This window comes from Streptomyces noursei, assembly GCF_016917755.1.
GTDB classification, from domain to species: Bacteria; Actinomycetota; Actinomycetes; order Streptomycetales; family Streptomycetaceae; genus Streptomyces; species Streptomyces yunnanensis.
Genome location: NZ_CP070326.1, coordinates 5,626,076 through 5,638,468 on the forward strand (window position 1 = coordinate 5,626,076; position 12,393 = coordinate 5,638,468).

Annotated in this window: 13 protein-coding genes; 6 read left to right on the forward strand and 7 right to left on the reverse strand. The window is 70.7% G+C overall.

What is annotated here, in order from left to right; translation table 11 throughout:
- Window positions 1-146: 146 nt before the first annotated feature.
- Complete coding sequence (locus tag JNO44_RS24920; protein WP_205366163.1) at window positions 147-332, reverse strand: hypothetical protein; 186 nt, start codon at window positions 330-332, stop codon at window positions 147-149.
- A gap of 170 nt (window positions 333-502) precedes the next feature.
- Here JNO44_RS24920 and JNO44_RS24925 point away from each other — a divergent pair, with 170 nt between their 5' ends.
- Together JNO44_RS24925 and JNO44_RS24930 are read left to right on the forward strand one after the other, a co-directional pair.
- Window positions 503-1,363, forward strand: a complete 861-nt coding sequence (locus JNO44_RS24925; protein ID WP_205366164.1) for an SCO4651 family lipoprotein — start codon at window positions 503-505, stop codon at window positions 1,361-1,363.
- Between the two features lie 117 nt (window positions 1,364-1,480).
- A complete protein-coding gene (locus JNO44_RS24930; RefSeq protein WP_039634044.1) occupies window positions 1,481-1,684 on the forward strand; it encodes a hypothetical protein in 204 nt (67 codons plus the stop codon).
- Window positions 1,685-1,718: 34 nt separating this feature from the next.
- Here the strand turns inward: JNO44_RS24930 and JNO44_RS43675 are convergent, their stop codons facing one another.
- A complete protein-coding gene (locus tag JNO44_RS43675; RefSeq protein WP_235094037.1) occupies window positions 1,719-2,135 on the reverse strand; it encodes a metal-sensitive transcriptional regulator in 417 nt (138 codons plus the stop codon).
- Between the two features lie 203 nt (window positions 2,136-2,338).
- Here JNO44_RS43675 and JNO44_RS24940 point away from each other — a divergent pair, with 203 nt between their 5' ends.
- Together JNO44_RS24940 and JNO44_RS24945 are read left to right on the forward strand one after the other, a co-directional pair.
- Entirely contained in the window at window positions 2,339-2,959 is a 621-nt protein-coding gene (locus JNO44_RS24940) for a DUF47 domain-containing protein (protein ID WP_039634042.1), read from the forward strand.
- A 10-nt stretch (window positions 2,960-2,969) separates the two neighbouring features.
- The gene (locus tag JNO44_RS24945) at window positions 2,970-3,968 is read left to right on the forward strand and encodes an inorganic phosphate transporter (protein ID WP_205366165.1); all 999 of its coding nucleotides are present in this window, start codon (window positions 2,970-2,972) and stop codon (window positions 3,966-3,968) included.
- 135 nt (window positions 3,969-4,103) lie between these two features.
- Here JNO44_RS24945 and pstB read toward each other — a convergent pair whose 3' ends face one another.
- The 4 genes from pstB to pstS all read right to left on the reverse strand — a co-directional run bounded on the left by pstB (window position 4,104) and on the right by pstS (window position 8,246).
- A complete protein-coding gene (gene pstB / locus JNO44_RS24950; protein WP_102926592.1) occupies window positions 4,104-4,880 on the reverse strand; it encodes a phosphate ABC transporter ATP-binding protein PstB in 777 nt (258 codons plus the stop codon).
- A gap of 68 nt (window positions 4,881-4,948) precedes the next feature.
- Complete coding sequence (gene pstA, locus JNO44_RS24955; RefSeq protein WP_205366166.1) at window positions 4,949-6,028, reverse strand: phosphate ABC transporter permease PstA; 1,080 nt, start codon at window positions 6,026-6,028, stop codon at window positions 4,949-4,951.
- Window positions 6,025-7,020 (reverse strand): phosphate ABC transporter permease subunit PstC, encoded by a 996-nt coding sequence (gene pstC, locus JNO44_RS24960; protein ID WP_205366167.1) that lies wholly within the window; start codon window positions 7,018-7,020, stop codon window positions 6,025-6,027. Before pstC ends, pstA begins: the two co-directional genes overlap by 4 nt.
- 95 nt (window positions 7,021-7,115) lie before the next feature.
- Window positions 7,116-8,246 carry a phosphate ABC transporter substrate-binding protein PstS gene (gene pstS / locus JNO44_RS24965; RefSeq protein ID WP_205366168.1) on the reverse strand — a complete coding sequence of 377 codons (1,131 nt, stop codon included), beginning with the start codon at window positions 8,244-8,246 and terminating at the stop codon, window positions 7,116-7,118.
- Window positions 8,247-8,671: 425 nt separating this feature from the next.
- On the opposite strand from pstS, the gene JNO44_RS24970 reads away from it, so the two are divergent.
- Together JNO44_RS24970 and JNO44_RS24975 are read left to right on the forward strand one after the other, a co-directional pair.
- Complete coding sequence (locus JNO44_RS24970; RefSeq protein WP_240167652.1) at window positions 8,672-9,793, forward strand: C40 family peptidase; 1,122 nt, start codon at window positions 8,672-8,674, stop codon at window positions 9,791-9,793.
- Between the two features lie 470 nt (window positions 9,794-10,263).
- Window positions 10,264-11,880: a PP2C family protein-serine/threonine phosphatase gene (locus JNO44_RS24975; protein WP_205366169.1), complete on the forward strand. Its 1,617-nt coding sequence runs from the start codon at window positions 10,264-10,266 to the stop codon at window positions 11,878-11,880.
- A 56-nt stretch (window positions 11,881-11,936) separates the two neighbouring features.
- Here JNO44_RS24975 and JNO44_RS24980 read toward each other — a convergent pair whose 3' ends face one another.
- Window positions 11,937-12,278 (reverse strand): DUF2516 family protein, encoded by a 342-nt coding sequence (locus tag JNO44_RS24980; RefSeq protein ID WP_039641068.1) that lies wholly within the window; start codon window positions 12,276-12,278, stop codon window positions 11,937-11,939.
- Between the last annotated feature and the right edge of the window lie 115 nt (window positions 12,279-12,393).

Consider the following 12,393-nt stretch of genomic DNA (forward strand, 5'->3'; position numbering starts at 1 on the left):
ACCGCACCGGGCGGGGTGGGCCGGGCAGGCCCCCGTCGTGCCGTGCCGTCCGGTACCCGAGTGAAGTCTGTTGCCGCATGGTGCCGTTGTGTCCCTCACTACCCAGATGCGGCGCGGGGGGTGGTGGGTTCCCGGAACGGACCGGGTCATTCCACGGGGCGCTCCGGGGCGGCGTCGGGGCCGCTGCGCACGTCCGCCTGGTGGCGCTCGGCATCGGCCCGCGCCTGGGAGCGGGCGCGGCGGGCCATCCCCGTCCAGCCGCACCCGCAGCGGGCCAGGCAGAACGAGCCGCGCTCGGTGGTGAACGTGCGGTGGGGGGATTGTTCGGGCACCCGCCCACGCTACGCGCCGCACGGCCCGTTGCGTGACGAGCCCCCGTAACGGTCGTTGAACGGATCGGTCGACGCACCGTCTGAGGAGCGGGGGCGGGACGTCCGACCGTCCCGAGCGGACCGGCCGGCCCAGGCGGTCCCGAACACAGCGGCCGAGGGGGCTCGTACGCATGGTGGTGCAGGACAGACGAGGCGGGACGGTCGCCGCGGCCGTGGCCTGCGGGACGGGGCTGATGGCGGGGTTGCTGGCGACGGCGGGCTGTTCACCGGACGGGGCCGCGGCCGACGACCAGGTGGTGCCGGGGCAGGTGGCGGCCGCGGTGCAGCTGCGGCGCAGTGCCGAGGCGCTGGTCCGGGCCGGGACCGCCAAGCTGCGGACGGCGATGGAGATGGTCAGCGGCGGGACGCGGGTGGCGATCCGGGGCGCCGGCGGCTACGACTTCGCGTCCGCCAGCGGGCAGTTGCGGGTGGTGCTGCCGGATCTGAAGGGCAAGCCCAGCGGCGGCCACCAGCCGATCACCGAGATCCTGGCGCCGGGCGCGCTGTTCATGAAGAACCGTGGGGCGGGGGTGCCGGCCGACAAGTGGGTGCGGGTGGACACCGCGACGCTGTCCGACGGGAATCTGGTCACCGGTGGGGTGACCGATCCGCTGGCCGCCGCCGAACTGCTGCGCGGCGCGCGGGAGGTGACGTACCAGGGGGAGGAGCGGCTGGGCGGCGTGCTGGTGCGGCACTACCGCGGCACGACCGACCTGGCCGCGGCCGCCGGGGTGGCGTCGGCGCGCAGCAAACCCGCGCTGGTGGCGGCGGAAAAAGGGTTCACCACCGTCGTGGTGCCGTTCGACGCGTATGTGGACACCGCCGGGCGGCTGCGCAAGCTCCGTCAGCGGTTCCGGTTCGCCAACGGCGTGCCGCAGGGGGCGGCGGTGGTCTCGACGACCGAGTTGTACGGGTTCGGCACCAAGGTCGCGGTGCGGCTGCCGGACCGGCGCGACATCTACACCGGGAAGATCGCCTCGGCGCCCTCGTAGGGCGCCGAGGCGGACTCGTGGACCGGAAATGGTCCTTCCGTGCCATGTGCGGGGCGGGCGGCCCTCCCTACGCTGGCGGTAACCACCGCGGCGTGGGAAGGCGCTCGAAGGGAGGAGGTGTCGGACGTGCCCGCCCATCGCCATCCGACCGTTCAGGACCAGGTGGCCCTCGCCGAGATCGACCTCACCGGTGAGTTGATGATCGCGGCGGCGGCCGCGAGCGAGGACCGGCTCAGCACTGACCGGATCGACGAACTGCTGCACGTGGCCGGACCCCCGCGGGGGGACGGGGCCGACCGGGAGGCGCCGGACACGCCCTGACGCGCCCGGCGGACGGTCTCGACCGGCTCCGCGGTCAGCTCCGCAGCATCCGCTCGATGGCCTTGGTCGCTTCCTGGACCTTGGCGTCGATGGCGTCCGGGCCCTTGGCGGCCGCGTCGGCGACGCAGTGCCGCAGGTGCTCCTCCAGCAGTTGCAGGCCGAAGGACTGCAGGCCCTTCGTGCTCGCCGAGACCTGGGTGAGTATGTCGATGCAGTAGACGTCTTCTTCGAGCATGCGCTGGAGGCCGCGGATCTGACCCTCGATGCGGCGCAGTCGCTTGATGTGCGCGTCCTTTTGCTTGGCGTAGCCGTGGCCGCCGGGTGCTGGACTCTCCGTAGCGGTATCGGTCACAGATCCGGCTCCGGTGCGGGGGTCGGATTCCGACTGGGGGCCGTGGCAGGCCGCGGCGGCTGCGGTGCCGCCGCTGGTGCCCGCGTCCGTGGTCGTCATGGCCATCTCCCGTGGTATTGAGGCGATCCGTATACCCCCGGCGGGTATATCGTACCGAAGTTTGCGGGCACCCGCGGTACCCCGTGCAGAGCATGCTGCCCGATGGGCGACACTGAAGGAATGCCGGTTAGCTGGGTTAGCTGTGGCTGGATGATGCGCCTAGCATCAACTCGACCGAATCCGATGCACCCCGAGGATTTCACGTGCGCTTTCGTCTGACCCCCAGGGAGACGAGCTTCTACGACATGTTTGCGGCGTCCGCCGACAACATCGTCACCGGCTCCAAGCTCCTGATGGAACTGCTCGGGGCGGACGCCTCCGCACGGGCCGAGATCGCCGAACGGATGCGGGCGGCGGAGCACGCGGGGGACGACGCGACGCACGCGATCTTCCACCAGCTGAACTCCTCGTTCATCACGCCGTTCGACCGCGAGGACATCTACGCCCTCGCCTCGTCGCTCGACGACATCATGGACTTCATGGAGGAGGCCGTCGATCTGGTCGTCCTCTACAAGATCGAGGAACTCCCCAAGGGCATCGACCAGCAGATCGAGGTGCTGGCGCGGGCGGCCGAACTGACCGCCGAGGCCATGCCGAACCTCCGCACGATGTCGAACCTCACCGAGTACTGGATCGAGGTCAACCGCCTGGAGAACCAGGCCGACCAGATCCACCGCAAGCTGCTCGCGCACCTCTTCAACGGCAAGTACGACGCCATCGAGGTGCTCAAGCTCAAGCAGATCGTGGACATCCTGGAGGAGGCGGCGGACGCTTTCGAGCACGTCGCCAACACCGTCGAGACCATCGCGGTCAAGGAGTCCTGAGCCCTCAGCCATGGACACCTTCGCACTCGTCGTGACCGTTGCGGTCGCGCTCGGATTCACCTATACCAACGGCTTCCACGACTCGGCGAACGCGATCGCGACCTCGGTCTCGACGCGGGCCCTGACCCCGCGCGCCGCGCTGGCGATGGCGGCCGTGATGAACCTCGCCGGTGCCTTCCTGGGCAGCGGCGTCGCCAAGACGGTCAGCGAGGGGCTGATCGCGACCCCACATGGCAGCAAGGGGATGGGCATCCTCTTCGCCGCGCTGCTCGGCGCGGTGGTCTGGAACCTCGTCACCTGGTACTTCGGCCTGCCGTCGTCCTCCTCGCACGCGCTGTTCGGCGGCATGGTCGGGGCGGCGCTGGCCGGCGGGACGCAGGTGATCTGGTCCGGCGTGGTCGAGAAGGTCGTCCTGCCGATGTTCATCTCGCCGGTGATAGGGCTGGTGCTCGGCTACCTCGTGATGGTCGTGATCCTCTGGCTGTTCCGGAAGGCCAACCCGCACAAGGCCAAGCGCGGCTTCCGCATAGCGCAGACCGTCTCGGCCGCGGGCATGGCACTCGGCCACGGCCTCCAGGACGCCCAGAAGACCATGGGCATCGTGGTGATGGCCCTGGTCATCGCCGACGTCGAGAAGGCCGACGACGCCATTCCGCTGTGGGTCAAGCTGGCCTGCGCGATCACCATGTCGCTCGGTACCTACGCGGGCGGTTGGCGCATCATGCGGACGCTGGGCCGGCGGATCATCGAGCTGGACCCGCCGCAGGGCTTCGCCGCGGAGACCACGTCCGCCTCGGTGATGTACGTGGCGTCCTTCATGTTCCACGCGCCGATCTCCACCACGCACGTCATCACCGCCTCGATCATGGGCGTGGGCTCGACCAAGCGCCCGCGCGCGGTGCGCTGGGGCGTGGCCAAGAACATCGTGATGGGCTGGTTCATCACCATGCCGGCCGCGGCGCTGGTCGCCGGTCTGGCGTTCTGGCTGATCAAGCTGGCGTTCGGCTGACGGCCGGGAGCCGGCACCCGTAGGACGGCGAAAGGGCCCGCCCCCTGATCGAGGGGGCGGGCCCTTCGTCCTGCGGTGGCACCGCCATGCAGCACCGCAGGACACCGGTGGGCGGCCGACGGGAGGCTCGACGGCCTAGCCGAAGCGGCCGGAGATGTAGTCCTCCGTGGCCTGGACCGAGGGGTTGGAGAAGATCCGCTCGGTCTCGTCGATCTCGATGAGCTTGCCGGGCTTGCCGACGGCCGCGAGGTTGAAGAACGCCGTGCGGTCCGAGACGCGCGCGGCCTGCTGCATGTTGTGCGTCACGATGACGATCGTGAAGCGCTCCTTGAGTTCCCCGATCAGGTCCTCGATGGCGAGGGTGGAGATCGGGTCGAGCGCCGAGCAGGGCTCGTCCATCAGCAGCACCTGCGGCTCGACCGCGATGGCGCGGGCGATGCACAGCCGCTGCTGCTGGCCGCCGGACAGGCCCGAGCCGGGCTTGTTCAGGCGGTCCTTGACCTCGTTCCAGAGGTTGGCGCCCTTGAGGGAGCGCTCGACGATGTCCTTCAGCTCGCTCTTGCGGTACTTGCCGTTGAGGCGGAGGCCGGCCGCGACGTTGTCGAAGATCGACATCGTCGGGAACGGGTTGGGACGCTGGAAGACCATGCCGACGGTGCGGCGGACGGCGACCGGGTCGACGCCGGCGCCGTAGAGGTTCTCGTCGTCCAGCAGCACCTTGCCCTCGACGCGGCCGCCGGGGGTGACCTCGTGCATCCGGTTCAGGGTGCGCAGGAAGGTCGACTTGCCGCAGCCGGAGGGGCCGATGAAGGCGGTCACCGAGCGGGGCTCGATGGTCATGGAGATGTCGTCGATGGCCTTGTGGGCACCGTAGTACGCGTTCAGGCCGCTGACGTCGATTCGCTTGGCCATGGGGATCACTGCTTCTTTCTCGCGCGGCCGCCGGGCCGCTGCTGGAACGGGCGCTGCGTGCGCGTGGGTCAGCGGCCGGCCTTAGGGGCCTTCCAGCGGGCGATCCCGCGGGCCACCAGGTTCAGGACCATGACGAAGGCGATCAGCACGAGTGCCGCGGCCCAGGCCCGGTCGTAGGAGGCGTCCGAGCCCTGCTGCCACTGCTGGAAGACGTAGAGCGGCAGGGACTGCTGGGCGCCGTCGAAGGGGTTGTTGTTGATCGTCTTGGCGCCCCACACCAGCAGCAGCACCGGGGCGGTCTCGCCGGTGATGCGGGCGATGGCGAGCATCACGCCGGTGGTGATGCCGCCGATCGACGTGGGCAGGACGACCTTGAGGATCGTGCGCCACTTGGGGACGCCGAGGGCCAGGGACGCCTCGCGCAGCTCGTTCGGGACGAGCTTGAGCATCTCCTCCGTGGAGCGGACCACGACCGGCATCATCAGGATCGCCAGGGCCATCGAGCCGGCGAAGCCGGACGGGCCGAAGCCGAGGATCAGGATCCACACGGAGAGGACGAACAGGCCGGCGACGATCGACGGGATGCCGGTCATCACGTCCACGAAGAAGGTGACGACCTTCGCGAGCCTGCCGCGGCCGTACTCGACGAGGTAGATCGCGGTCAGCAGGCCGAGCGGGGCGGCGATCAGGGTCGCCAGGCCGACCTGCTCCAGGGTGCCGATGATCGCGTGGTACACGCCGCCGCCCGGCAGCGCGTCGGGGAGCGTGCCCATCGAGTGGGACAGGAAGTAGCCGTCCAGGACCTTGGTGCCGCGGGCGACGGTCTCCCACAGCAGGGAGGCGAGCGGGACCACGGCGAGCAGGAAGGCGGTCCACACGGCGCTGGTGGCCAGCCGGTCCTTGGCCTGGCGGGTGCCCTCGACGGCCGTGGTCAGCAGATACGTCGCCAGGACGAAGAGCAGCGCGGCGATCAGGCCCCACTGGACGGTCGAGTCCAGGCCGGCGACCAGGCCGATGCCGCAGCCGGCACCGACGGCGACCAGGGCGAGGACCGGCAGGGTCCAGCGGGGCAGCCGGGACTGCTTGAGCGCGAGCGGGGGGCGGGGCTCGGCGACCTTGCGGTGGCGGTGGCTGGTGGCGACGGTCATGAGGAGGCCCCCGAGTACTCCTTGCGGCGGGCGATGATCAGCCGTGCCGCGCCGTTGACGAGCAGGGTGATCACGAAGAGGACGAGGCCGGAGGCGATCAGGGCGTCCTGGCCGAAGGTGTCGGCCTCGCTGAACTTGCTGGCGATGTTCTGCGCGAAGGTGCCGCCGCCCGGGTCCAGCAGGCTGGCGCTGATCAGGAAGCTCGGGGAGAGGACCGTGGCGACCGCCATCGTCTCGCCCAGCGCGCGGCCGAGGCCGAGCATGGAGGCGCTGATGACGCCGGAGCGGCCGAAGGGGAGCACCGACATCCGGATGACTTCCCAGCGGGTGGCGCCGAGGGCCAGCGCGGCCTCCTCGTGCATCCGCGGGACCTGGAGGAAGACCTCCCGGCTGACGCTGGTCACGATCGGCAGGATCATGATCGCGAGCAGGATGCCGACGGTGAACAGCGAACGGGCAGCCCCGTTGCTGTAGCTGAAGATCCCGGTCCAGCCGAGGTAGTCGTCGAGCCAGCCGTAGAGGCCGCTCAGGTGCGGCACGAGGAAGAGCGCGCCCCACAGGCCGTAGACGATGCTGGGGACGGCGGCGAGCAGGTCGATGACGTAGCCCAGCGGGGAGGCCAGCTTGCGCGGTGCGTAGTGCGAGATGAACAGCGCGATGCCGACCGCGACCGGTACCGCGATGGCCATCGCGATCACCGAGCTGACGACCGTGCCGAAGGCCAGCACCGCGATGCCGAACTTGGGCTCGGTGCCGGTGGCGTTCCAGTCGAGGGTGGTGAAGAAGTTGCTCTTGTCGCCGGATATGGCGAGCACCGAGCGGTAGGTGAGGAAGGCCGCGATGGCAGCCATGATCACCAGGAGGGCGACGCCGGAGCCCCGGGAGAGCCCGAGGAAGATCCGGTCACCCGGGCGGACCGTCCTGCCGGACACCGAGGCGGCGGCCGGTGGCGGTGGCGGTGTTTCGGATAGTGGCGATGTGGAGTAGTCCATGGGTTTCTCCGGTCTGCGGAGCCCCTGGGGGCTCCGGCGCGGCGGTGCACCGGATGGGCGGCGGCCCCGGGGAGACCGGGGCCGCCGCCGGCGGGTCAGGAGAGCGTCGCGACGGTCTTGCGGACCTTGTCGGCGATCTCGGTCGGGAGCGGGGCGTAGCCGAGGGCCTTGAGGGCGTCCTGGCCGTCCTTGCTGGAGACGTAGGTGAGGAAGGACTTGGTGGCCGGCAGGGTGTCGGCCTTGTTGCCCTTGTCGCAGGCGATCTCGTAGGTCACCAGGGTGATCGGGTACGCGCCCTCGGCCTTGGTGGCGTAGTTGAGCTTCAGCGCCAGGTCGCCTGCGCCCTGGCCGACCGGCTGGGCCTCGGAGATCGCCTTGGAGGCGTTGTCGACGGTGGCCTCGACCGGGGCCTTGGCACCGGTGTTGATCTTGACCGTCGGGATCTTGCCGGAGGTGGCGTACGACAGCTCGAAGTAGGAGATCGCGCCGCTGGTCTGCTTGACCTGCGAGGAGACGCCGGCCGAGCCGGACGCCGCCTGGCCGCCGGTGCCCTCCCACTTCTTGCCCGGCTCGTGCTTCCAGGCACCGCCGGAGGCGGCCTTGAGGTACTTGGTGAAGTTGTCGGTGGTGCCCGAGTCGTCGGAGCGGTGGAACGCCTGGATCTTCAGGTCGGGGAGCTTGGCACCCGGGTTGAGCTTCTTGATCGCGGCGTCGTTCCAGTTGGTGATCTGCGAGTCGAAGATCTTCGCCAGGGTCGGCGCGTCGAGGACCAGGTTGTCCACGCCCGGGACGTTGTAGCCGACCGCGATCGGGCCGCCGACCATCGGCAGGTCGATCCCCTGGCCGCCCTTGCAGAGCGTCTTGGACTTGGTGATCTCCTCGGGCTTGAGCGCCGAGTCGGAACCGGCGAACGCGGTCTGGCCCTGGAGGAAGGTGGTGACGCCGGCACCGGAGCCGGTGGGCTGGTAGTTGATCTCGGTGCCCTGGCAGGCGCCCGAGTAGTTCTGCACCCAGACGTCCATGGCGTTCTTCTGCGCCGACGAGCCGGAGGCGAGCAGCTTGCCCTTGCCCTCGCACTTGATGTTGGCCGCCTTGGCGGAGCTGCCGCTGCCGCCGCTGCCGCCGCTGGTGTTGTCGGAGCCGCACGCGGTCAGGGCCAGGGCACCGGAGACGGCGAGAGCGCCAACGGCGAGGGCGCGAACCCGGTTCTTGCGCTGAAGCTTCACTGTCGAGAGTTCCTTCCTGGTGCGCGCCGTTTCCTCGGCGTGCGGGTGGTGACGGAAAGGAGCGCGGTTGCGTTGCCTTACGGCGCGCGGCGCCCTCGGTACGGCCGAAATTAGGCAGATCAGGTGAAGCGGCCGATGGACGGGAGTGAACGCACGGTGAACCTCGGCCGTCGGCTGAGTGCGGTGCGGAGCGGGCGCGTGCGGTCGTCGCCGGGGCGTGTGCGGTCCGCGGGCGCGGTCGCGGAGCGGCGCCGTGGAGCGCCCGGTTCCGCTGGGCGGCGCCGCCCGGAGTGCTGGATTCCGTGCGGACCTCCCCTCTTCCCTTCCGCGAAACGGCCCGTCGCCCTGTCGAATTACCGGCCGGTATGGCAGCATCCGCGCCGAGACGAGCACGCGAATCGGTGCGGAACGACCGGAGGTGACTGGTGGGGAGCCAGGGGGCACAACAGGGCGTTCGGGACGCAGGTGCGGGGCGGGGCGTATGGGGCGGTCGGCTGGCGGTCTGCACCGCGGTCGTGCTCTGCGCCACGGGGTTGCTCGGCGGGACGGCGACGGCGGCGCAGCGGACCCCGGCCCCGACGCCGCCCCCCGGGGGCGACGCCCGCCACCTCGACGAGGTGCGCAAGGAGATCGAGGGCCTCTACCGCACGGCGGAGCGGGCCACCGAGGAGTACAACGCCGCCGAGGAGCAGGTCCAGCTCCAGCAGAAGAAGATCGTCGAGCTGGCCCGCACCATCGACGCCGCCCAGCAGCGGCTGGCCGCCCTGAAGCGCCGGGCCGGCGCGCTGGCCAGTGCCCAGTACCGCACCGGGGGCATTCCCCCCGAGGCGAAGCTGGTGCTCAGCGCCGACCCGCAGGTCTTTCTCGCCAATGCCGATCTCGCCCGCAAGGGTCAGCAGGCCGTCAAGGGCGTGATCAGCCAACTCACGCACCTCAAAAGCGACTTGCAGGATTACGCCGAGGACGCCAGCCACCGCTGGGAGGAACTGGAGGCCAACCGCAAGAAGAAGGACGCCGCCCGTAAGGAGATCAACGACAAGATCGACGCGGCGAAAGAACTGGAATCCCGGCTGGCCGCCAAGGAAAAGGAACGGCTGCGGAAACTGGAGGACGATCAGGCGCTGCTGGCCCAGCAGAAATGGCTCGACTCCGGCGTACTCAAAGACATCGGCAACAAAGCGTCCGAGCAGGGCAAGAAGGCGATTTCGTACGCCACTTCGCAGATCGGCAAGGATTACGTCTGGGGCGCGGTGGGCCCGGACACCTTCGACTGCTCCGGGCTGACCCTGCGCTCCTGGCAGGCCGCCGGCCACACGATTCCGCGGACCTCGCAGGAGCAGTGGCGACAGCTGCCCCGGGTGCCGCTCAAGGAGATGCGCCCGGGCGACCTCATCATCTATTTCTCCGATGCCAGCCACGTCGGGATGTACCTCGGCGACGGCGCGATCGTGCACGCCCCGCGGCCGGGCCGGCAGGTGACGATCACGGGCGCCGGCTCGATGCCGATCCTCGGCGTCGTCCGCCCGGACGGGGGCGCCGCCGACTGAGCCGGCGGCTGCGCGGTGCCCGTGCCCACGCGACCGCCCAAGGCCGTACGGAGTGGTTCCGGACATTCTTCGGGCGCCCATTCCATGCATTCCGTTCCGTTCGAGCGGAATGCGCGGCATTGTCGGACGGCGGCACGTGGCTGGATTGTTCAATTTCGTAGGGCGGGTCGGGGGATCGGCCGAAAGATGCCCTTCCGTAGTGATCTGGTAGCGGAATGCGCTCACCGGGGGTGATGTTCGTCATTCCCCTTCCATGCCGCCCCAGGTGAAATGGCCTATCAGTACTGGCATATGACGAAGGCCGCGTGCCAAAGGGCATTCCATGCGCGGCGGTCCGGACGCTATGGTCGCCCTTCGATGCCCGGTAGCCCCCCCGCTCAGCCGACCGACGAGCAAGGGTCGAGCCGGGCAGGGTGGTGTGCCGGTCGGTACCCCACCGCGCCCCTCGGGGGAGGGAAGGAAGCAGACCGATGCCCGTACCCGTACCGCACCAGCGGACGGCCGTGCTGCCGCACCAGGCAGGACCGGTGGACCACGGCTGCGCGGGAACCGCCCGCGCCGCCGCCGTCGGCATGCCCGCGCACGGGGGCTGCCCGGAGGCTTCCGCTCCGCCGCAGGCGGCGCCCCTGAAGGCGCCCCACGGCTCCGTCGACTCCGCGCCGCTGCCCCGGGACCTGCCGGCGGCCGAGCTGCCGCGGCCGGCCGGGGACCGTCGACTTCCGGCCGGGTGGACTGCTGCCCGCCCGGCGTCCGGTCATGCGTCCGCCGAAGTGGCCGACGACGTGTCCTCCGCCACACCCGAGGACCCCACGGTCGCCGCCTCCCCGGAGCCGGCGTCGCAGCCCGCCCAGGGGCTGACCCTGCTCCTGATCGGCGAGGACCCCAACAGCCACGTCCCGGAGATGTGGGACTGGGCCGGCCGCAAGGTCCGGCTGCGCACCGCCCGCAACCTCACCGAGGCCGAGCGGCTGCTCACCGACGACGTGCACTGCATCCTGCTCGACCTCACCCCCGCCGATCCGCGCGGCCGCGAGGAGCTCCCCCAAGGATCTGCGACGCGCTTCGCTCCAGCGGGGACCCCCGCGCACTCCCGGGCCGACGCCCCGGGCGCCCCCGGCGACGAACTGGCCGTGCTGCGGGCCGTGCTGCGGATGGCGCCCTCGCAGGCCGTCCTCGTGCTCACCTGCGAGACGGACGCCGAGCGGGCCGCCGACGCGGTGCGGGTGGGCGCCCAGGACTACCTCTTCCGCGACGAGCTGGACGAGAAGGTGCTCAGCCGCGCGGTGCGCTACGCCGTGGAACGCAAGCGCGCCGACCTCGCCCAGCGCCAGCTCACCGAGTCCCGGCTGCGCGCCCAGGAGAACGCCCGCCTGGAGCGCGGCCTGCTGCCCACGCCGCTGCTCGACGGCTCGGAGCTGCGCTTCGCGACCTGCTACCGGCCCGGCCGCAGCCGCGCCCTGCTGGGCGGCGACTTCTACGACACCGTCCGCACTCCGGACGGCACCGTGCACGCCATGATCGGCGACGTCTGCGGCCACGGCCCCGACGAGGCCGCGCTCGGCGTCGAACTCCGCATCGCCTGGCGGGCGTTGACCTTCGCCGGGCTCTACGGCGACGAGCTGCTGGCCACGCTCCAGAAGGTGCTGGAGAACGAGCGCTCCGACGACGAGATCTTCGCGACGCTGTGCACCGTCGACATCTCCGAGGACGGCCACCGGGCCGGCGTGTGCCTGGCCGGCCACCCCGCGCCGCTGCTGGCCCGCGCCGGGGAGCAGCCCGAGCTGCTGCCGTACGAGTTCGGCGGCCCGGCGCTCGGCCTGCTGCCGGAGGCCCGCTGGCCGCGCCGCCAGGTCGAGCTGGGCCCCGCCTGGAGCCTGCTGATGTACACCGACGGCCTCATCGAGGGCCGCATCGGCGAGGGCAACCGGCGCCTGGGCCAGGAGGGCATGACCGAACTCGTCGCCCGCCAGATGGCGAGCGGCCTGACGGGCGAGGAGCTGCTGGAGGCGTCGGTGCGGGAGGTCCGGGCCCTCAACGGCGGAGAGCTCACGGACGACGTGGCGGTCCTGCTGCTGGACCGGCGGTAGGCCGCGCGGGCCACCGGGCCCGGCCGGGCCCGGAGCGGAGTCGGGCCCGACCGGCCTCAGCGACCGCCGTTGTACGGGCCGTAGGGGCCGTCCGAGCTGGAGCCGCGGCGCGGGCCACGGCCGCCGCCGGCCACCGCGCGCAGCGCCGGGCGGACGTCGACGGTGTAGACGATCACCGCGATCATGCCGATGATCGGCAGGAACGACAGCAGCGGCAGCAGGAACATCAGCGCGGTGGCGATGCCCAGGAAGATCAGCCACATGGGCTTGGTCTGCTTGTCGGCCGCGCGGTAGGCGTCCTCGCGGCGGACGGCCGCGTCGATCAGCATCACGGCGGAGTAGACGCCGAGGGCGAGCTGAACCCAGCTCAGAATGCTCTGGAATCCGTAAATCAGCACGCCGTCCACCTGCCGTTAGCCATTCGCCCTGGAAACTCGGTCTGTCATCGCGGTTCGTGTGGCTCCTGAAGGCCCCACCGTACCCGGACAACGGGCCGGGCACGTGGGAAGTGCC

Coding starts and splice junctions, on each gene's coding strand:
- JNO44_RS24975 (WP_205366169.1), top strand. CDS start 10,264: ATGCCCGTACCCGTACCGCACCAGCGGACGGCCGTGCTGCCGCACCAG.
- JNO44_RS24945 (WP_205366165.1), top strand. CDS start 2,970: ATGGACACCTTCGCACTCGTCGTGACCGTTGCGGTCGCGCTCGGATTC.
- JNO44_RS24925 (WP_205366164.1), top strand. CDS start 503: ATGGTGGTGCAGGACAGACGAGGCGGGACGGTCGCCGCGGCCGTGGCC.
- pstB (WP_102926592.1), bottom strand. CDS start 4,880: ATGGCCAAGCGAATCGACGTCAGCGGCCTGAACGCGTACTACGGTGCC.
- JNO44_RS43675 (WP_235094037.1), bottom strand. CDS start 2,135: ATGACGACCACGGACGCGGGCACCAGCGGCGGCACCGCAGCCGCCGCG.
- pstA (WP_205366166.1), bottom strand. CDS start 6,028: ATGACCGTCGCCACCAGCCACCGCCACCGCAAGGTCGCCGAGCCCCGC.
- pstC (WP_205366167.1), bottom strand. CDS start 7,020: ATGGACTACTCCACATCGCCACTATCCGAAACACCGCCACCGCCACCG.